The 20,103-nt window shown below is 65.2% G+C and carries 18 protein-coding genes; 15 read left to right on the top strand and 3 right to left on the bottom strand.

Annotated elements, in window-relative coordinates:
- Positions 1-171 precede the first annotated feature (171 nt).
- The 3 genes from ASF90_RS13480 to ASF90_RS13490 are packed head-to-tail and all read right to left on the bottom strand — an operon-like array spanning position 172 to position 1,555.
- Entirely contained in the window at positions 172-489 is a 318-nt protein-coding gene (locus tag ASF90_RS13480) for a CcdB family protein (RefSeq protein WP_055850906.1), read from the bottom strand.
- Entirely contained in the window at positions 486-737 is a 252-nt protein-coding gene (locus ASF90_RS13485) for a type II toxin-antitoxin system CcdA family antitoxin (RefSeq protein ID WP_055850909.1), read from the bottom strand. The genes ASF90_RS13480 and ASF90_RS13485 overlap by 4 nt, the downstream gene beginning before the upstream one ends.
- A 50-nt stretch (positions 738-787) precedes the next feature.
- Complete coding sequence (locus tag ASF90_RS13490) at positions 788-1,555, bottom strand: NRDE family protein (RefSeq protein WP_055850911.1); 768 nt, start codon at positions 1,553-1,555, stop codon at positions 788-790.
- Positions 1,556-1,869: 314 nt separating this feature from the next.
- Between ASF90_RS13490 and mraZ the strand changes: the two genes are divergently transcribed.
- From mraZ to lpxC, 15 genes are all read left to right on the top strand, one after another.
- Entirely contained in the window at positions 1,870-2,325 is a 456-nt protein-coding gene (gene mraZ / locus ASF90_RS13495; protein WP_010367651.1) for a division/cell wall cluster transcriptional repressor MraZ, read from the top strand.
- Positions 2,326-2,339: 14 nt separating this feature from the next.
- Positions 2,340-3,398 (top strand): 16S rRNA (cytosine(1402)-N(4))-methyltransferase RsmH, encoded by a 1,059-nt coding sequence (rsmH, locus tag ASF90_RS13500; protein WP_055850914.1) that lies wholly within the window; start codon positions 2,340-2,342, stop codon positions 3,396-3,398.
- A complete protein-coding gene (gene ftsL, locus ASF90_RS13505) occupies positions 3,395-3,658 on the top strand; it encodes a cell division protein FtsL (protein WP_055850917.1) in 264 nt (87 codons plus the stop codon). Before rsmH ends, ftsL begins: the two co-directional genes overlap by 4 nt.
- A 199-nt stretch (positions 3,659-3,857) precedes the next feature.
- Entirely contained in the window at positions 3,858-5,720 is a 1,863-nt protein-coding gene (locus tag ASF90_RS13510) for a penicillin-binding protein 2 (RefSeq protein ID WP_055850920.1), read from the top strand.
- Positions 5,721-5,728: 8 nt separating this feature from the next.
- On the top strand, positions 5,729-7,204 hold the full coding sequence (locus ASF90_RS13515) for a UDP-N-acetylmuramoyl-L-alanyl-D-glutamate--2,6-diaminopimelate ligase (protein ID WP_082473557.1): 1,476 nt from the start codon (positions 5,729-5,731) through the stop codon (positions 7,202-7,204).
- Positions 7,201-8,694 (top strand): UDP-N-acetylmuramoyl-tripeptide--D-alanyl-D-alanine ligase, encoded by a 1,494-nt coding sequence (murF, locus tag ASF90_RS13520; RefSeq protein ID WP_055850924.1) that lies wholly within the window; start codon positions 7,201-7,203, stop codon positions 8,692-8,694. The genes ASF90_RS13515 and murF overlap by 4 nt, the downstream gene beginning before the upstream one ends.
- Positions 8,684-9,769 carry a phospho-N-acetylmuramoyl-pentapeptide-transferase gene (gene mraY, locus ASF90_RS13525; protein ID WP_055850927.1) on the top strand — a complete coding sequence of 362 codons (1,086 nt, stop codon included), beginning with the start codon at positions 8,684-8,686 and terminating at the stop codon, positions 9,767-9,769. The genes murF and mraY overlap by 11 nt, the downstream gene beginning before the upstream one ends.
- Positions 9,769-11,148, top strand: coding sequence for a putative lipid II flippase FtsW (ftsW, locus tag ASF90_RS13530; protein WP_055850929.1), 1,380 nt, complete (start codon positions 9,769-9,771; stop codon positions 11,146-11,148). Before mraY ends, ftsW begins: the two co-directional genes overlap by 1 nt.
- Positions 11,145-12,425 (top strand): undecaprenyldiphospho-muramoylpentapeptide beta-N-acetylglucosaminyltransferase, encoded by a 1,281-nt coding sequence (gene murG / locus ASF90_RS13535; protein ID WP_055850932.1) that lies wholly within the window; start codon positions 11,145-11,147, stop codon positions 12,423-12,425. The genes ftsW and murG overlap by 4 nt, the downstream gene beginning before the upstream one ends.
- Positions 12,422-13,855 carry a UDP-N-acetylmuramate--L-alanine ligase gene (gene murC / locus ASF90_RS13540; RefSeq protein ID WP_055850935.1) on the top strand — a complete coding sequence of 478 codons (1,434 nt, stop codon included), beginning with the start codon at positions 12,422-12,424 and terminating at the stop codon, positions 13,853-13,855. Before murG ends, murC begins: the two co-directional genes overlap by 4 nt.
- Positions 13,852-14,907 carry a D-alanine--D-alanine ligase gene (locus ASF90_RS13545; RefSeq protein WP_236699270.1) on the top strand — a complete coding sequence of 352 codons (1,056 nt, stop codon included), beginning with the start codon at positions 13,852-13,854 and terminating at the stop codon, positions 14,905-14,907. The genes murC and ASF90_RS13545 overlap by 4 nt, the downstream gene beginning before the upstream one ends.
- A 106-nt stretch (positions 14,908-15,013) precedes the next feature.
- The gene (locus tag ASF90_RS13550) at positions 15,014-15,871 is read left to right on the top strand and encodes a cell division protein FtsQ/DivIB (protein WP_055850938.1); all 858 of its coding nucleotides are present in this window, start codon (positions 15,014-15,016) and stop codon (positions 15,869-15,871) included.
- Entirely contained in the window at positions 15,868-17,103 is a 1,236-nt protein-coding gene (gene ftsA, locus ASF90_RS13555) for a cell division protein FtsA (RefSeq protein ID WP_003485272.1), read from the top strand. The genes ASF90_RS13550 and ftsA overlap by 4 nt, the downstream gene beginning before the upstream one ends.
- A gap of 315 nt (positions 17,104-17,418) precedes the next feature.
- Positions 17,419-18,654 carry a cell division protein FtsZ gene (gene ftsZ / locus ASF90_RS13560; RefSeq protein WP_055850941.1) on the top strand — a complete coding sequence of 412 codons (1,236 nt, stop codon included), beginning with the start codon at positions 17,419-17,421 and terminating at the stop codon, positions 18,652-18,654.
- Positions 18,655-18,887: 233 nt separating this feature from the next.
- Positions 18,888-19,799, top strand: coding sequence for a UDP-3-O-acyl-N-acetylglucosamine deacetylase (gene lpxC / locus ASF90_RS13565; RefSeq protein ID WP_055850944.1), 912 nt, complete (start codon positions 18,888-18,890; stop codon positions 19,797-19,799).
- The last annotated feature ends 304 nt before the right edge of the window (positions 19,800-20,103 follow it).

Below are 20,103 nucleotides of genomic sequence, written 5' to 3' on the forward strand. Positions count from 1 at the left end.
AGACGCCCAGGTTTCGTACCGCCTGCGGCGGTACAACGCGCGGGTCCCGTTCCGTGGCATGCCAGAACCCCGCGGCTGTCGCCGCGCGCCCTTGACTCTAGGGGGCTTGCAGTTGGGTGGTTGGTCGAGGCGCTTGCGCGATGCGCTCGCTTGCCCGTATTGGCGAGATGGCTAGCCGAATGAGCGGGTGAACAGCTCGTCCAGGGCGTCGATGATGGTCTGGCCTTGGTCCTTGAGGGAGCCGGCAGGGTTGTTGAGCACTGCGAGCGGCACCGAGGTCATTTCCAGGGGTTGCAAGATGACGCGTTGGCCGGCGACGGTGAGTTCCGGGGTGAAGCGGGACGGGGTTGGGGAGTGCTTGGACTTGATGACCAGGGGCACGACGACGCGGCGGGGGGAGGCGTCGAAGATCTTCGACTGGACCACGACCACGTAGGGGATGTTCTTGTTCTGTCCGACGTTTGCGTAGACATCGAACTGGTCGGTCATAAAGTGGAGAACTCGTCGGCGAAGGAGCCGTGCGTGTCGGTGAAGGTCTTCCATTCGCTCGCAGCGCGCTGCAACTCCATCGCTCTGGCGCTATGGCTATCGCGCTCTTTGGTGACGTAGTCGGCCAGCAGTTCTTCGACCTTTGCCGACAGGTTGCCGGTCATCGCCCGTGCCTGTGCGGCCAGGTCCGAGTTGATGGTCAGGTTCAGCGGTTTCTTTTGCGCGGAACTGTCGTAGTAACGGCTCATGGTCGGCCTCCTGTCGTTCATGCGCACGCTATGCGCATGATTGCGCAGTGTCAACGCGTACCGAAGATGTCCAGCCGTGTTTCGCCCTGGAATGTTCCACCAGGGCCGAAGCGGCGTTCGTGGATGAAGCCGCTGCCTGCATGATCCACCGCCACGATGCTGCTGGCGCGGGTGCCGTAGCTCTGGCCGGCGATGAAGGCGGCCGAGAGCAAGCGTTCGGTGGGTAGATCGACGCCGGTGTGGGGCAGGGCATCGTCGGGAGCGACGGCGGCGTTGCCCAGGGCGGTCCACAGCGGTTGCAGGTCCTCGCTGCGTGTGGCGCACCAGTCATGCAAGACCCCAGTTAGCGCAGCGGTCTTGGGCCAGGGCGCGTCCAGCGGGCCGTTGGACATCCCATGGATGCCGGGAGCCAGGGTGCGTGCCAGCGGTGGGTGATTGCTGAGGTGTTCGCAGCGCTCGGCGTCGCACAGCAGCAGGTTGAACGGTGGGAACGCGTGTCCGTCCGCGGCCAGTTCCTGGGCATAGGCAGTAGCGTCGGAACTGCCGGATAGATAGTCGGCAATCAGATGACCGCGCGAGCGTCCGGACGTGGTGGCCATCAGGTCGCGCACGTTGGTGACCACGGCGACTCGGCCGTCGCTGCCCAGTCCGACCCAGCTTCCGCCCGAGCGCAGGTCGCGCCCGGCTAGCACGTTGTCGGCAGGCGCTGCCCAGCGCGCAAGCGGTGCGGTGGGGCGTTCGTGGAATTCATCGCGGTTGCCTGCCAGCAGCAGGCGCCAACGCGGGTGGGTTTTCCAGGCAAGAGCGACTAAGCACATGCCGCCAAGTGTGGCGCGTTTGCGCAGCCATGCGGTGCAGCTGGCGCAGTGTGAAGTGAGACGCGGGTCGTGTTTACACAGCCTTCACGCCCCTGAATTTTTGTTCAATCTCAAAATCTGAGACGAAACAGCAACTTGTGGATAAGCTTTGAACAAGTCTCTAAAGAGTGCTGCAACTCATTGATGCGACTGGCGATTTGCGACCTTGAAAACTGTTGACAACCTTTGGCGCACTGCTAAGGTGGGCATCGGAGGGAAAACCAGGTGTTTTGTGGTTTTTCGTGGTTCAATGATCCCCCAGCGGGTATTCGAGGTTGCATTCGGTGTTTCAGGGCGAGACTGCCATCACGGTGGACGACAAGGGGCGCATGGCGGTACCTACCGCGTATCGCGACCTGGTCACGCGTGTGAGCGGCAACCGCCTGGTGCTCACCTACAACCCGTTCGAAGCCGGTTGCCTGTGGCTGTATGCGGAGAAGGAGTGGGAGCGGGTGCGCGACGATGTGATGTCCAAGCCCAACACCCAGCGCGTGGTCCGCACGCTGCAGCAAAAACTGGTGGGTTCCTCCGCGGTGCTGGAGCTGGACGCCAATGGCCGTCTGAGCATTCCGGCCAGCCACCGCAACGCGGTCGGCATCGAGAAGAAAGCCGTGCTGCTTGGCATGGGCGACAAATTCGAACTCTGGAGCGAGCAGGCACATCGCGCACTGATCCAGCAGACATTGTCTGACGGGGATCTGGGCGATGAATTGCTCGATCTCAGGTTGTGAGCCGGGGTGCCCGGATGCGCGGTGAAGCGCAGCCCGGTCACCCGGTGTCGCAGCCGCCGGCGGCCCATGTGCCGGTGCTGTACACGCAGGTTCTGGATGGCCTGCAGGTGACCGAAGGCGGAACCTATCTCGATGGCACGTTCGGGCGTGGCGGACACGCACGCGGCGTGCTGGAACACCTTGGCCCGGGAGGTCGACTGCTGGTGATGGACAAGGACCCTGAAGCGATCGCAGTGGCCGAACAGACGTTCGGCGGCGATGCGCGCGTGTCCATCCATCGCGGCAGCTTCGCCGGACTCGGTCAGGTGGTCGCCGCTGCGACCGTCGACGGCATCCTGCTGGACCTGGGCGTGTCCTCGCCGCAGCTGGACGTGGCCGGCCGCGGTTTCAGTTTCGGCAAGGACGGCCCGCTGGACATGCGCATGGATCCGGACGCCGGACAGAGCGCGGCCGAGTGGCTGGCGCATGCCAGCGACCGCGAGATCGCCGATGTGTTGTGGACCTATGGCGAAGAACGCCAGAGCCGCCGTATCGCACGCGCCATCGTGGCTCGCCGCGCCGAACAGCCGCTGCTGCGTACCGCGCAGCTGGCCGACCTGATCGCCTCGGTGATGCCGCGCGGCGACAGTAAGACACATCCGGCCACGCGCAGCTTTCAGGCCATCCGCATCCACATCAACCGCGAGCTGGCCGATCTGGAAGCCGGGCTGGACGCCGCGCTGGGCGCGCTCAAGCCGGGCGGCCGGTTGGCGGTGATCAGCTTCCACTCGCTGGAAGACCGCATCGTCAAGCAGTTCATGGCCCGCTACGCCAAGGCCCCGCCGAGCAACCGCCGCCTACCCGAAGCGCAGCCGTTCGTGCCGACGCTGCAGCTGGTGACAGGCGCAGTCAAGGCTGACTTCGACGAGTTGAGCGTCAACCCGCGTGCGCGCAGCGCAGTACTGCGGGTGGCCGAGAAGCTGGGAATGGGGAATGGGGAATGGGGAATGGGTAACGGCGACAGCGCTACTGCTCCCCGATTCCCAAATCCCGATTCCCGATTCCCGGCGGCTCCGGACGGAGACGCCCAATGAGCCGCCTGCTGCTGATCGTGCTGCTGGCCTGCAGCATCGCCTCGGCGATCGGGGTGGTGTACATGCGCCACATGCACCGCAAGCTGTTCGTGCAGTTGTCCAAGCTCGAACACGCGCGCGATGAATTGAACATCGAATTCGGCCGGCTGCAGCTGGAGCAGGCCACCTGGGCGGAAAGCAACCGTGTCGATCAGGTCGCGCGTGCGCGCATCGGGATGAAGTTCCCGGAGACCAACGACATCGTGGTGGTGCGCCCATGACGACTTGGCACGATAGCCGTTTTGCACGGGCAAGCTGCCCGCAGAGTGGCGCACACGCAGCTGCGCCCATGACAAAGCGGCACGACAGCCTTTTTGCACGGGCACTCCGCGCACACGGAGGTGCGCCCATGACAAAACGGCAGGACAGCCGTTTTGCACGGCGCAGCCGCCCGCAGGGTGGCGCACACGGAGGTGCGCCATGAAAGCCGGCCGCAACCGCCCCCGTAGCAACTTCAACCTGCGCGGCCGGCTGACCCTGGTCGGCATCGCGCTGGGTTTGTGCTCGGTAACGTTGATCGGGCGCGCTGCATTCGTGCAGCTGGTCAACCGCGATTTCTATCAGCGCCAGGGCGAAGCGCGCTATCTGCGTGAGCTGCCGATCGCCACCTCGCGCGGCATGATCACCGACCGCAATGGCGAGCCGTTGGCCGTATCCACGCCGGTGGAATCGATCTGGGTCAATCCGCAGGAACTGCTGCGCAACCCCGACCGCATTCCCGAGTTGGCCAAGGCGCTCGGCCAGCCGCTGGACGAGTTGAACGCCAAGCTGGCGCAAAAGGCCGGCAAGGAATTCATGTACCTGCAGCGCCGGATCAACCCGGACAAGGCGCATGCGATCGTTGAGTTAAAGATTCCGGGCGTGTTTTCGCAGCGCGAGTTCCGGCGCTTCTATCCGCAAGGCGAAGCGATGGCCCACGTGCTGGGCTTCACCAATATCGACGACCGCGGCCAGGAAGGGCTGGAGCTGGCCTTCGACGAATGGCTGCGCGGCAAGCCCGGCTCCAAGAAGGTGGTGCGCGATGCGCGCGGCGCCATCGTGGAGAGCGTGGATCTGGTGCGTCCGGCACAACCGGGCAAGGATCTGACGCTGAGCATCGACCGCCGCATCCAGTTCCTGGCCTACAAGGAGCTGCGTAACGCGTTGGTCGAAAACAATGCCGCTGGCGGGTCGATGGTGGTGATGGATGTGGCCACCGGCGAAGTGTTGGCGATGGTCAACCTGCCGACCTACAACCCCAACTCGGTGACCGGCATCAATCCGTCGGCACGACGCAATCGCGCCGTCACCGATCTGGTCGAGCCGGGCTCGACGATGAAGCCGTTGACCGTGGCCACCGCGCTGACCGCCGGCGTGGTGACCAAGGACACCGTCATCGATACCAACCCCGGTTATATGTCGGTGGGGCGCTTCACCATTCGCGATGTGCCGCGCAACAACGGCGTACTCAACGTCACCGGCGTGATCACCCGCAGCTCCAATATCGGTGCGGCCAAGATCGCGGCCAAGGTGCCGGACCAGACGTTCTATCAGTCGATCCGCAACTTCGGTTACGGCAGCGCGCCGCATAGCGGTTTTCCGGGCGAATCTGCCGGCGTGGTGCTGCAGCCGGCGCGCTGGAGCGGCCCGTCCAAGACCACGATGTCGTACGGCTACGGCTTGTCGGTGACGCCGCTGCAGATTGCGCAGGCGTACGCCACGCTGGGCAACGGCGGCAAGCTGACGCCGCCGACTTTCGTGCGTGGCCAGCACAACGAGACCCGTCAGGTGATCACCCCCGAGGTGGCGCGACAGGTCATCGACATGATGGAGACGGTGGTGACTCAGGGCGGCGCCAAGGGCGCGGCGATCCTGGGCTATCACGTGGCTGGCAAGACCGGTACCGCGCGCAAGAACGGCGCCAATGGTTACGAGCGCGGGCATTACAACGCGCTGTTTGCCGGTCTGGTGCCGGCCACGCGCCCGCGCTTTGCCACCGTCATCGTCATCAACGATCCGCAGGGCAAGGTGTATTACGGCGGCCTGGTGTCGGCACCGGTGTTCCATAAGGTGATGGAAGGTGCGCTGCGGTTGATGGACGTGCCGCCGGATGACATCCAGTCGTGGCTGGCCGCGCAGGCCGCCGGCAAGACCGGCCAACCGATCGTCAAGCCGCAACCCGCCGATCTGGATCCGGCGCTGGTGCCGGACCCGGTGGATGAAGTGTCGGCCGGCATTCCGACCGCGATCGCACCGCCGCCTGCGCCTGCGCAGCCTGCGCCGTTGCAGGAGAGCCGTCAGTGAGCCGCGCCATGCCGCTGTCGCAGCTGCTGCCGGACCTGACGCTTGCGCGCGATGTGCAGGTGTCCGGCCTGGTGATGGATAGCCGTGCAGTGCGCGCAGGCGATGCGTTCGTGGCGATCGCCGGCTTCGGCGCGCATGGGCTGGGATTTGCCGAGCAGGCGCGCGCCAATGGTGCGGTAGCGGTGTTGTTCGAGCCGCCCGCGCCTGCCGATCTGCCGGCGCCTGCCGATGCGATCGCCGTGCCCGGCTTGCGTGCGCGGCTTGGCAGCATGGCCGACCAGTTTCATGGTCATCCGTCGCGCACGCTGCGGATGGTGGGCGTCACCGGCACCAACGGCAAGACCTCCACCGTGCAGCTGCTGGCGCAGGCGCTGACCTTGCTCGGCACGCCCACTGGCACGCTCGGGACGCTGGGCGTCGGCCTGTATGGCAGCGCCGTTCCGACCGGTTTCACCACGCCGCTGGTGCTGCCCACGCATGCGTTGCTGGCACAGCTGCGCGATGAAGGCGCGCAGGCCGCAGCGATGGAAGTGAGCTCGCACGCGCTCGATCAGGGCCGCGTGGATGCGGTGCATTTCGACGTGGCGGTGTTCACCAATCTCACTCGCGATCATCTCGATTATCACGGCGATATGGCGCAGTACGGCGCGGCCAAGGCCAAGCTGTTCACGCGCGCCGGCTTGCAGGCTGCGGTGGTGAATCTGGACGACGCGTTCGGCCGCACGCTGTTCGCCTCGCTCGATCCTGCGCTGCGCGCGATCGGTGTGAGTTCGCGCGGACAGGCTGGCGCCGCGCTGCGCGCCGACGCACTGCAGCTGGATCACAACGGCATCAGCTTCGCGCTGCGGATCGATGCCAGCGTCCACGCCGTGCATTCGCCATTGCTGGGTCGCTTCAACGTGGACAACCTGCTGGCGGTCGCGGGTGCCTTGCACGCGCTGGACCATGCGCCGGCGCAGATCGCCCAGGTGCTGGGCCAGTTGCAGCCGATCCACGGCCGCATGAATCGTCTCGGCGGCGCGCATGGCGCACCGCTGGTGGTGGTCGATTACGCACACACGCCCGACGCGCTGGAACAGGCACTGGCCAGCCTGCGCTCGCATGCGCAGGACCGGCTGATCTGCGTGTTCGGCTGCGGTGGCGAACGCGACACCGGCAAGCGTCCGCAAATGGCCGCCATTGCCGAACTCAATGCCGATGTGGCGATCGTCACCGACGACAACCCGCGCGGCGAAGACGGCGATGTCATCGTTGCCGATATCGTGCGCGGCTTTGCGCGCCCGGATGCAGCCATCGTGCAGCGCGACCGCGCCGTTGCGATCCATCAGGCCATCAGCATGGCCAGCGCGTCGGACATCGTGCTGATCGCCGGCAAGGGCCACGAGCCGTACCAGGAAGTGGCTGGCGTGCAGCATGCCTTCGACGATGCAGTTGTGGCGGCGCAGGCCTTGCTGCCGCGCACCGTGCTGGGAGTGCGCGCATGAAGCTCACCCCGCTGTCGTTGATTGCGCATTGGGCCGGCGGCGAGCTGCACGGCGACGATGCCATGATCGATGCGGTCGGCAACGACACGCGCACGCTGTCCAACGGCAGCCTGTATGTGGCGCTGCGCGGCGAGCGGTTCGATGGGCACGATTTCGCTGCCGATGCGCTCGCGCAGGGCGCCAGTGGGTTGCTGGTGGATCGTTTGTTGCCCACGCTGAGCGTGCCGCAGGTGCTGGTGCAAAACACCGAACTGGCGCTGGCGCGGATTGCTGCCGGCATGCAGCGCGATCGCGCCACCCGCGTGATCGCGTTGACCGGGTCCAACGGCAAGACCAGCGTCAAGGCGCTGCTGCTGTCGATCCTGACCGAAGCAGGGCGTGTCGATGGCACCACGGTCTATGCCACGCCGGGCAATCGCAATAACGAAATCGGCTTGCCGCTGGCAGTGATCGCCGCGCCGGACGATGCAGATGTTGCCATCTATGAAATGGGTGCCGGCAAGCCGGGCGATATCGCCTACCTCACCGACATCGCGCGGCCGCATGTTGCGCTGGTCAACAACATCGCGCCGGCGCACCTGGAGCGCCTGGGCAGCCTGCTCGGCGTCGCACAGACCAAGGGCGCGATCTATGCCGCGCTGCCGTCCGATGGCGTGGCAGTGATCAATGCCGACGATGCCTTCGGCGCCTGGTTCGAGCAGCAACTGCACGCGCAGCCCGTGCAAGGCCGTCGCGTGTTGCGTTATGGCCTGCAGGCCAGCACCGATATCACCGCACGTCAACTGCGACTGCAGGCCGACGGCGCGCAGTTCACGCTGGTAACCCCTCAGGGCGAGGCGCAGATTGCGCTGCCATTACCGGGCCGCCACAACGTGCTCAATGCATTGGCTGCGACCGGCTTGGCACTGGGCGCCGGTATCGCGCTGCCGATCATCGCCGCTGGCCTGGCGCAGGCGCGCCCGGTGGCTGGCCGGCAGATTGCCCATCGTTTGCCCGGTGGCGCGGTGCTGATCGACGACAGTTACAACGCCAACCCTGGCTCGTTGGATGCCGCCATCGATGCACTGGCTGCCGCGCCGGGCGATGGCTGGCTGGTGCTGGGCGACATGCGCGAACTCGGCGCCGACGCCGCGGCACTGCATGCCGCTGCCGGACGTCGCGCACGCGCGGCCAAGTTGCAGCGTCTGTACGCGCTGGGCGAGCTCAGCGCCGCTGCCGCGCAGGCATTCGGCGAGGGTGGTCGCGTGTTTGCCACACATGCCGCCTTGGCGACGGCATTGCAGGCGGATCTGGCGCAGGTCGCCGGTTCGCAGACTCAAACGCAGGAATCTTCTTTGATGCACGAACACACCGGTGCGGCGGCGCAGGCTGTCGCCACCACCGCGCAACTTCCGCCCACGCTGCTGGTAAAAGGCTCCCGCGGCAGCGCCATGGACCGCATCGTCGCCGCGCTGCTCGCACCGTCGGAGGATGCCTCCCATGCTGCTTGAGCTGGCGCGTTGGCTACAGCAACTGGAGAGCCTGTTCGGGCTGTTCAACTATCTGACCTTCCGCGGCATTTTGGCGGCGTTGACGTCGTTGTTCCTGTCGTTGTGGATGGGCCCTGCAGTGATCCGCAAGCTGGCCCAGTTCAAGGGCGGCCAGCCGATCCGCCAGGACGGCCCGCAAACGCATTTCTCCAAGGCCGGCACGCCCACCATGGGCGGCTCGCTGATCCTGCTCACGGTCACCTTGTCGGTGCTGCTGTGGGGCGACTTGCGCAACCGTTATGTGTGGCTGGTGCTGGCGGTGATGCTCTGCTTCGGTGCGATCGGCTGGTACGACGACTGGATCAAGATCGTGCGTCGCGATCCCAACGGCCTGAAGTCGCGTTGGAAGTATCTGCTGCAGTCGATCTTCGGCCTGGCCGCCGGCCTGTTCCTGTTCTACACCGCCGACGTACCGGCGGCGATCACCTTCTACATTCCGATGTTCAAGTCGATCGCGTTGCCGCTGGCCGGCGTGAGCTTCGTGGTGATTGCCTATTTCTGGATCGTCGGTTTCTCCAACGCGGTGAACCTCACCGACGGTCTGGATGGTCTGGCGATCATGCCGACCGTGCTGGTGGCCTGCGCGCTGGGCGTATTTGCGTATGCCTCGGGTAACGTGGTGTTTGCCGAATACCTGAAAATCCCGCTGATTCCGGGTGCCGGCGAACTGATCATCATCTGCTCGGCGATTGCCGGGGCAGGGCTGGGCTTTCTGTGGTTCAACACCTACCCGGCCATGGTGTTCATGGGCGACATCGGCGCGCTGTCGCTGGGCGCGGTGCTCGGCACCATCGCGGTGATCGTGCGCCAGGAAATGGTGCTGGTGATCATGGGCGGCGTGTTCGTCATCGAAACGCTGTCGGTGATGATCCAGGTCGCCAGCTTCAAGCTCACCGGCAAGCGCGTGTTCCGCATGGCGCCGATCCACCACCACTTCGAACTCAAGGGCTGGCCGGAGCCGCGCGTGATCGTGCGCTTCTGGATTATTTCGGTGGTGCTGGTGCTGATCGGCCTTGCCACGTTGAAGGTGCGCTGATGAACGACATGTCCCGCCAGGCCACACGACTGGACGCCATCGGCGGCCGCTACGACCCGTGGCTGCTCGGCGCGGCAGCCACGCTCGCCTCGCTGGGCGTGGTGATGGTGGCGTCCAGTTCGATCGAGTTGTCCGACAACCCGTTTTATTACCTGACCCGCCATCTGCTGTTTCTGGGCATTGGCGTGGGCCTGGCGTTCTGGGCGATGCGCACCGAGCTCAAGACCATCGAGCAATACAACCAGGTATTGCTGCTGGCCTGCTTCGGTCTGTTGATGGTGGTGTTCGTGCCCGGCCTGGGCAGCAGCGTCAACGGTGCCAAGCGCTGGATCAACCTGGGCGTGTCGAAATTCCAGACCGTGGAAGCGGTCAAGGTGCTCTACATCGTGTGGCTGTCCAGCTACCTGGTGCGCTTTCGCGATGAGGTCAACGCGACCTGGCCCGCGATGCTCAAGCCGCTGGGCGTGGCGATCGCATTGGTCGGTCTGCTGCTGATGCAGCCGGACTTCGGCTCGTCCACGCTGCTGCTGGCGATCACCGCCGGCATGCTGGTGCTGGGCGGGGTGAATCTGCCGCGCATGTCGATGCCCATCGTGTTCGGCCTGCCGGTGTTCGCCTTCATCGCGATCCTGGAGCCGTACCGCTTGCGTCGCATCACCTCGTTCCTGGATCCGTGGGCCGATCAGCTGGGCTCCGGCTATCAGTTGTCGAACGCGTTGATGGCGGTCGGCCGCGGCCAGTGGACCGGCGCAGGCCTGGGTGCCTCGGTGCAGAAGCTCAACTATCTGCCCGAAGCGCATACCGACTTCATCTTTTCGGTGATTGCCGAAGAGCTGGGTTTTGTCGGCGTCTGCGGTGTGATCTCGCTATATGCACTGTTGGTCGGCCGCGCGTTCTGGCTGGGCATGCGCTGCGTGGAAATGAAGCGCCATTTCTCCGGCTACATCGCCTTCGGCATCGGTCTGTGGATCAGCCTGCAGAGCTTCGTGTCGGTAGGTGTGAATCTGGGCATTTTGCCAACCAAGGGCCTGACCCTCCCGTTGATTTCCTCCGGCGGTTCGTCGGTGCTGATGACCTGCGTGGCGATGGGCCTGCTGCTGCGCGTGTCCTATGAAATGGATCGCGCCGAGCGCCTGCGCAGCAAGTTGTCGCCGCAGGGTACGGGTGCGCCATCGGCCGAGTCGGCCGAGCCGGTGGTCGAGTCGGTGCCGCCTGCCTATGCAGCGGGACGCAAGCCGCAGCGCGAGGCCGCTGCAGCGCCTGCACCCGTTGCAGCGGCGTCAGCTGCAGCACCCTCGGTGGCGCCGGCATCGGCCATCCTGCGTGGCACCAGCCGCATGCAGCCGCGTGTGGAACCGACCTTTGGGAGGATTGCATGAGTGTTTATGCGAATCCCTCGCAACAGCCCGCACAACCATCTGCGGGCGGTCGACCTGTCATGATTTTGGCTGGCGGCACCGGCGGGCATATTTTCCCGGGTCTGGCAGTGGCCAAGGTGCTGCGTGCGCGTGGCGTGCCGGTGACCTGGCTGGGCGCCGACGGCGCAATGGAAACGCGGCTGGTGCCGCAGCACGATATCCAGATCGACACGCTGGCCATCAGTGGCCTGCGCGGCAAGGGCGTGATCAAGTTGCTTGGCGCACCGGTGCGGGTGATGCGTGCAGTACGCGCTGCCGGCTTTGTGTTGCGCAAGCGACAGCCGCGCGCGGTGGTCAGCTTCGGCGGCTTTGCGGCCGGTCCCGGTGGCTTGGCTGCACGTCTGCTCGGCGTGCCATTGCTCGTGCACGAACAAAATCGCGCGCCCGGCATGACCAATAAGGTGTTGTCGCGTTTTGCGCGCCGCGTACTGACCGGTTTCCCCGGCAGCTTTGCTGGCGAAGAAGCAGTGGGCAACCCGGTGCGCGCAGAAATCGCCGCGCTTCCTGCACCGTCCACGCGCCTGGTCGGGCGGGGTGGTCCCGTACGCGTGTTGGTGCTCGGCGGCAGCCAGGGCGCACGCGCATTGAATCAAGCCGTGCCGTCGGCACTGGCCGCGCTCGGGCATCCGGATGTCGAAGTGCGGCATCAGTGTGGCGAAAAGCTGCGCGCCGAAGCCGAGGCTTCCTACGCGCAGGCTGCGGTACAGGCGAGCGTTGAACCGTTCATTGCCGACATGGCCGCCGCCTACGCCTGGGCCGATCTGGTGGTGTGCCGCGCCGGCGCCTCTACCCTGGCCGAGCTGTGCGCCGCCGGTGTCGGCAGCGTGCTAGTGCCCTTTGCCGCCGCTGTCGACGATCACCAGACCCGCAATGCCGAATACCTGGTCGGCGCCGACGCCGCCGTGCTGCTCAAGCAGGACGACACCTTGCCCGTGCGCCTGCAGCAGGTCTTGCAGACCCTGCTCACCGACCCCGCGCGCCGCCTGTCGATGGCGCAAGCCGCCCGCACCCTGGCCAAACCGGACGCTGCCGAGCGCATTGCCGACATCATTCTGCAAGAGGCCGGGAGTGGTGAGTCGGGATTGGGGGATAGGAAGAGCTCAGATCAACCGCAGGAATACACCTCAATGCACGCAGACAAGCGCACCGACCAGGCGTCCGTCGCCGTTGGTGCTTCGCTTCACACGATTCCCGATTCCCGATTCCCGATTCGCATTTCCTCAGGAGGTGCCCAGTGATCCGCCGTCTGCAGGACAGTGGCGATCTGGTCCGCGCATTTCCGCGCGTGCACTTCGTCGGCATCGGCGGCACCGGCATGAGCGGCATTGCCGAGGTCATGCTGACGCTGGGCTATGAAGTCTCCGGCTCGGACAACGCCGACAATGCGGCCACCCGCCGCCTGGCCAAGCTCGGTGCGCGCGTGATGCGCGGCCACTCGGCCGCCAACGTGCTCGGTACCGATTGCGTGGTGGTGTCCAGCGCCATCCGCGAAGACAATCCCGAGCTGATGGAAGCGCGCAGCCAGCGCATTCCGATCATGCCGCGCGCGGCGATGCTGGCCGAATTGATGCGCTTCCGTCGCGGCATCGCAGTCGCCGGCACGCACGGCAAGACCACCACCACCAGCCTGGCCGCGGCCGTGCTGAGCGAAGGTGGCCTGGACCCGACCTTCGTCATCGGCGGGCAACTGTTGGCGGCCGGCGCCAATGCCAAGCTCGGTGGCGGCCAGTGGCTGGTGGCCGAAGCCGATGAGAGCGATGGCAGCTTCCTGCGTCTGAATCCGTTGATGGCGGTGATCACCAACATCGACTCGGATCACCTGGAAAACTACGGCAACGATTTCTCGCGCATCCAGGCGGCATTCGCAGAATTCCTGCAGCGCCTGCCGTTCTACGGCCTGGCCCTGCTGTGCATCGACGACCCGGAAGTGGCCGCACTGGCCGGCAAAACGCCGCGCCACGTGATGAGCTACGGCATGAGCGAAAACGCCGACGTACGCGCCGAAGATGTGGTGCAGGACGGCCCGCGCATGCGCTTCACCCTGCGTCTGCCCGAAGGCACCACCACGCCGGTGACGCTGGCCTTGCCGGGCCGTCACAACGTGCTCAATGCACTGGCCGCTGCCGCGATCGGTTGGCAGTTGGGCGTGGAGCCGCAGACCATTGCGCGTGCGCTGGAAAATTTTGCGGGCATCGGCCGGCGTTTCAACGATCTGGGCGAAGTCACCACCAGCACCGGTGCGCGCGTGCGGGTGGTCGACGATTACGGCCACCACCCGCGCGAGCTGGAAGCGGTGTTCGCCGCCGCCCGCGGTGGCTGGCCGGACAAGCGCCTGGTCGTCGCATTCCAGCCGCACCGTTACAGCCGTACCCGCGATCAGTTCGACGCATTCGCCGCCGTGCTTAGCACCGTCGATGCCTTGGTGTTGAGCGAAGTCTATCCGGCTGGCGAAGCGCCGATTCCCGGTGCCGACTCGCGTGCCCTGGCGCGTGCCATCCGTGCGCGCGGCCGTAGCGAGCCGGTCGTGGTCGGGCAGATTGCCGGCCTGGCCGAAGTGTTGCCGGACGTGCTGCAGGACGGCGATCTGCTGTTGATGATGGGTGCCGGCGACATCGGTTATGTGGCGCAACACATCATCAATCACGGTTTTGTCGGAGAGCAGGCATGAGCGCGTCCTCTATCGGGACCCGGGACCCGGGAACCGGGACCGGTGAAGAGCAGATCGTGCAGCCGGCGTCTTCTGCTGTTACGGGTCCCGGGTCCCCGGTCCCCGGTCCCGCACCGTCGCGAACCAGCGACCCCACCGCGTTCGGGCGCGTCGCCGTGCTGCTTGGCGGTACCTCGTCCGAGCGCGAAGTGTCGTTGAATTCCGGCAGCAACGTGCTGGACGCGCTGCGCGCGCGCGGTGTCGATGCGCAGCCGGTCGACGGCATTCCTGCACTGGCGCAAGCACTGGTCGCGCAGCGCTTCGACCGCGTGTTCAACGTATTGCACGGCCACAATGGAGGCGGCGAAGACGGCATCGTGCAGGGTTTGATGGAAGCCTTCGACATCCCGTACACCGGCTCCAACGTGCTCGGCTCGGCGTTGAGCATGGACAAGATCCGCACCAAGCAGGTGTGGTTGTCGCTGGATCTGCCGACGCCGCGTTACGCGCGTCTGGCCGCCGGCGCCAGCGCAGACCAGATCCACGCCGCTGCACGACAGATCGGCTTGCCGGTGATCGTCAAGCCGGCAAACGAAGGCTCCAGCGTCGGTATCAGCCGCGTGTTCGATCAGGCCCAGCTCGAAGAAGCGGTGCTGCTCGCTGCACGCTACGACGGCGCGCTGTTGATGGAGCAACTGATCGAAGGCGACGAGCTCACCGTGGCCGTGCTCGGCGAGACCGCGCTGCCGTCGATCCGCATCGTGCCCAAGGGCCAGTGGTACGACTACAACGCCAAGTACGTGGCCGACGACACCCAGTACCTGTGCCCGGGTCTGGAAGGCGATGCCGAAGCGCAGATCGGTCAGCTGGCACTGAACGCGTTCCGCGCTGCCGGCGCACGCGGCTGGGGCCGCGTTGATGTCATGCGTGATCGCAGCAGCGGCCAGCTGTATCTGCTCGAAGTGAACACCGCTCCGGGCATGACCAGCCACTCGCTGGTCCCCAAGGCCGCGCGTCAGCTCGGCATCGATTTCGAAGAGCTGGTCTGGCGCGTGCTGGAGCAGACGCTATGACGCCGGGAATGGGGAATCGGAAATCGGGAATCGGTAACAGCGGCCGCGTTGTTGCCGTTGCGATTCCCTATTCCCGATTCCCCATTCCTGCACGCGGAGCGTGCCAATGAACGCCACCCTGCGCATCCTGGCCTGGTTGATCGCGGTGGCGCTGGTCGCGTTGCCAGTGGTGGCCGTGCTCAATGGATGGGTGGGTGCCGAGCGCTGGCCGTTGGCGAAGTTGCGGGTGTCCGGCGATTTCAAGCGGGTGCCGGCCGAAGAATTGCGCGCGGTGGTATTGCCGTATGCGCGCTCGGGCTTTTTTGCGGTGAAGCTGCAACAGGCGCAAGACGCCATCGCGCGCTTGCCGTGGGTGGAAAGCGCGCAGGTGCGCAAGCGTTGGCCGGACGTGCTGGAAGTGCATGTGACCGAACACAAGCCGTTCGCGCGCTGGGGTACCGACCGCATGCTGTCCGAACAGGGCCGGTTATTCCGCACCCCGCCGTTGTTGAAGGATTTCAAGTTGCCGCAACTCGGCGGCCCGGACAGCAAGACCCAGGATGTGGTGGCGCTGTACAACGAGTCGCGCGCCTTGTTCGCGCCGACCGGGCTGGACGTGGAGCGCCTGGAGATGGACGCACGCGGCAGCTGGTCGCTGGGTCTGAGTAATGGTCTGCAGATCGTGATCGGCCGCGACGACGCGCGAGCGCGCCTGCAGCGATTCGCCCGCGTGCTACCGCAGCTGGCCGACCCGCAGCGCCCGATCGCGCGCGCCGACCTGCGCTACACCAACGGATTTACGGTCGAACGTGCGCCGGGCGAGACCCCGCACGACGCCAAAAAGCCCAAGACCACTGCGCCGGCGACACCCGGCGCGCCGCCGGCCGAGGTACATCCCATCGCCGCGCGCTTTCCGCATCGCCTGATCGATCGTCTGGCCTCTGCGCTTCCGTCATTCACTCTTCAACGCAGTCTGCATACATGAATCGCAAAGGCGACAAATCCCTCATCGTTGGACTGGACATCGGCACCTCCAAGGTCGTCGCGCTGGTCGGCGAGTACTCGCCCGGCAATCCGATCGAAGTGATCGGCATCGGTTCGCATGAGTCGCGCGGTCTCAAGCGCGGCGTGGTGGTGGATATCGAATCCACCGTGCAGTCGATCCAGCGCGCGGTCGAAGAAGCCGAGCTGATGGCCGGCTGCGAAATCCGCTCGGTGTACGCATCGATCTCCGGCAACCACGTGCAGTGCAAGAACTCGCCGGGCATCGTGCCGATCCGCGACGGCGAAGTGACCTGGAGCGACCTGGAACGCGTGCTCGACGCCGCCAAGGCCGTGGCCATTCCTGCCGACCAACGCATCCTGCATGCGATCCCGCGCGAATACGTGCTGGATGATTCGCAGGAAGGTATCCGCAACCCGGTCGGCATGACCGGCGTGCGCCTGGAGGTGCATGCGCATCTGGTTGTCTGCGCGCAGTCGGCCGCCGCAAACATCACCAAGTGCGTGCAGAAATGCGGCCTGCAGGTGGACGATCTGGTGCTGTCCTCGCTGGCCTCGTCGGTTGCCGTGCTGACCGCCGACGAGCGCGAGCTGGGCGTGGTGCTGGTGGATATCGGCGCCGGCACCACCGATCTGGCGGTGTACGTGCAGGGCGCGATCTGCCACACCGCGTCGTTGCCGATCGCCGGCGACCACGTCACCAACGACATCGCGCACATGCTGCGCACGCCTACGCCGGAAGCCGAGCAGATCAAGGTGCGCTACGCCTGCGCACTGGCGCAGCTGGCCACTGCCGAAGAAAGCATCCAGGTGCCGTCGGTGGGCGACCGCCCGCCGCGTCGCATGCCGCGACATGCGCTCGCGCAGGCTGTGCAGGGCCGTTACGAAGAAATTTTTGAAATGGTGCAGGCCGAACTGCGCCGCTCCGGCTTCGAAGAAATGGTGCGCGCCGGCATGGTGCTCACCGGTGGCGCGTCGAAGATGGAAGGCGTGGTCGAACTGGCCGAAGAGATGTTGCAGATGCCGGTGCGCGTTGGCATTCCGCAGCACGTGACCGGCCTGGGCGAAGTTGTCGGCAACCCGGTGCACGCCTCCGGCGTGGGCCTGTTGTTGATGGGCAGCCAGATCGAACACCCGCGCCGCCCGTCGATCCCGACCGGCCGCGCGGGAAGCTTGTTCAAGAAATTGAAGAACTGGTATCGCGGCGAATTCTGACGGGCTGGGATTGGGAATTCGGGATTTGGGATTGGCAAGAGCGAAAAGCAAAAAGCAAAGCGGCGGCAGTTGCGATGGCGAAGATAACGATTAAGTAGAGAGCGGCGAGCGGGTAGGCAGTAAACTTTTTTGCAGGCATTGCGTCGAGGAGTAGGTGAGGTGAGTCATAGAGCGCAACAGCGCATCTACGATCCACACACACGAATCCCGACTTTCAAACAACAACACTCGCCGAGATGCGGAGGCAGGTGGGAAACGGAACTCTTCCGAATCCCGACTCCCCACTCCCCAATCCCGGCTCAAGAGGACACTGACATGGCACATTTTGAACTGATCGAAAAGATGGCTCCCAACGCGGTAATCAAGGTCGTTGGCGTGGGCGGCGGCGGCGGTAATGCCGTTGCGCACATGGTCAACACCAATGTCGATGGCGTGGAATTCATCACCGCCAACACCGACTCGCAGGCGATCAAGAACTGCGGCGCCAAGTTGCAGCTGCAGCTCGGCACCAACGTGACCAAGGGCCTGGGCGCAGGCGCCAATCCGGAAGTCGGCCGTCAGGCGGCGCTGGAAGATCGCGAACGCATCATGGACGCGCTGCAGGGTGCGGACATGGTATTCATCACCGCCGGCATGGGCGGCGGCACCGGTACCGGCGCGGCCCCCGTGGTTGCGCAGCTGGCCAAGGAAATGGGCATCCTGACCGTGGCCGTGGTTACCAAGCCGTTCCCGTTCGAAGGCCGTCGCCGCATGCAGGTGGCGTTGAAGGGCATCGAGGAACTGAGCCAGCATTGCGACTCGCTGATCACCATTCCCAATGAAAAGCTGATCACCGTGCTTGGCCGCAACGCCACCATGATCCAGGCCTTCCGCGCTGCCAACGACGTGCTGCAGGGCGCCGTGCAGGGCATCGCCGATCTGATCGTGCGTCCGGGTCTGATCAACGTCGACTTTGCCGACGTGCGCACCGTGATGTCGGAAATGGGTCTGGCCATGATGGGCACCGGTTCGGCACGCGGCGACGATCGCGCGCAGGCCGCTGCCGAAGCCGCCATCCAGAACCCGCTGCTGGACGATGTGAACCTGGCGGGTGCCAACGGCATCCTGGTCAACATCACCGCCGGCCCGGACTTCACCATGGCCGAGTTCGACGAGATCGGCCGCACCATCGAAGCGTTCGCTTCGGAAGATGCGACCGTGGTCGTTGGCACCGTGCTTGACCCGGACATGCAGGACGAAGTGCGCGTCACCGTGGTCGCCACTGGCCTGAACCGTGCGGTTTCCCGCCAGACCCAGCGTCCGGATCAGCGCGCGCCGATCAAGCTGGTGCGCAATGCCACCACCGGCCAGCCGGAATTCGGCGACTTCGACACCACCAGCGGCGACGCAGTGTCCAAGGCCGTCGGCGGCAGCATGGGCCTGGGCCTGCGTCGTCCGAGCAGCGACTCGGTCGGCAGCAGCCACAGCGCCGGCAATGCTGCGCCGCCGGCGGCAGACCTGCCCAACGATTACCTGGATATCCCGGCGTTCCTGCGCCGCCAGGCCGACTGATGGGCGTCGGCTGCGTCGCTACGGCGGCGTAGCCCGTCCCACCCGACGCTGTTGTCGGGGCTGTAATGCCATGTCCTTTTCTGCCGGATCGGTCACGATCCGGCAGCTTTTACAATGGCAAGACCGGGGCATGACACCTTTCGTCACGCGCAACTTGTTAAAATTCGGATAATGTTCATCAGATAAGACGGTCAGTTCAGCGTCTGTCTGCATCGTTCCCCCAGACTTCGCATATGACCCAGCAACGCACTCTCAAAAACACCATTCGCGCCACCGGCGTCGGCTTGCATAGCGGCGACAAGGTGTACATGACGCTGCGGCCGGCCCCGGTCGATCACGGCGTGGTGTTCCGGCGTGTGGACCTGGAGCCGGTCGTCGAAGTCCCCGCCGATGCGGAGTTGGTCACCGAGACCACGCTGTGCACCGGTCTGACCTGCAATGGCGCCAAGATCCAGACCGTCGAACACCTGATGTCGGCACTGGCCGGCCTGGGTGTGGACAACGTCATCGTCGAGCTGTCCTCGGCCGAGTTGCCGATCATGGACGGTTCGTCCGGCCCGTTCGTGTTCCTGCTGCAGTCGGCAGGCATCGTCGAGCAGAACAAGGCCAAGCGCTTCATCCGCATCAAACAGCCGGTGGAAGTGCGCGAGGGCGACAAGGTCGCGCGCTTCGAGCCGTATGACGGCTACAAGCTGGGCTTCACCATCGAATTCAATCACCCGATGATCCCGGCCAAGCAGTCGCGCCAGGAAATCGAGTTTTCCACCTCGGCATACGTCAAGGAGATCTCGCGCGCCCGCACCTTCGGCTTCATGCGCGATCTCGAGTACATGCGCGAGCGCAATCTGGGCCTGGGCGGTTCGATGGACAACGCCATCGTGCTGGACGAGTTCCGCGTGCTCAACGAGGACGGCCTGCGTTACACCAACGAATTTGTGCGCCACAAGATCCTGGATGCCATCGGCGACCTCTATCTGGCCGGCGGCGCCATCCTGGGCGCCTACGAAGGCTTCAAATCCGGTCACGCGCTCAACAACAAGCTGGTACGCGCGCTGCTGGCGGATCAGGCCGCCTGGGAATGGGTCAGCTTCCCCGAAGGAACCGAGCAGCCGCCGGTGACCTACGCCAGCCCCGTCTACGCCTGAGGCAGGCAAGACCCGCCGCGCAGCCTTCAGGTTCGCGCGGCCTCTGCCTGATGGCGATGGGCCGCTGCATGAGGTCGGCTAAACGCCGCCACACCCTGCCGACGACCGTTCGCCGACTGTGTCTACCCCGTGGCTATGTGTCAGGGAATGCCGCAATCGGCACCGAAAGCGTGAACCGGGTCGGATTTAGGTTCCGTTCTTAACTCTTTTTTAAGACTTCTCTAACTCCTGCGGGCGCCATGACCGCTAGGATGCGTCGGGTCGTGCGTGATCTTCGCAATCTTTTCACGCACTGCTGGCCGCC

Origin of the sequence: Xanthomonas sp. Leaf148 (assembly GCF_001423585.1) — a bacterium.
In the GTDB taxonomy this organism is placed as follows: domain Bacteria; phylum Pseudomonadota; class Gammaproteobacteria; order Xanthomonadales; family Xanthomonadaceae; genus Xanthomonas.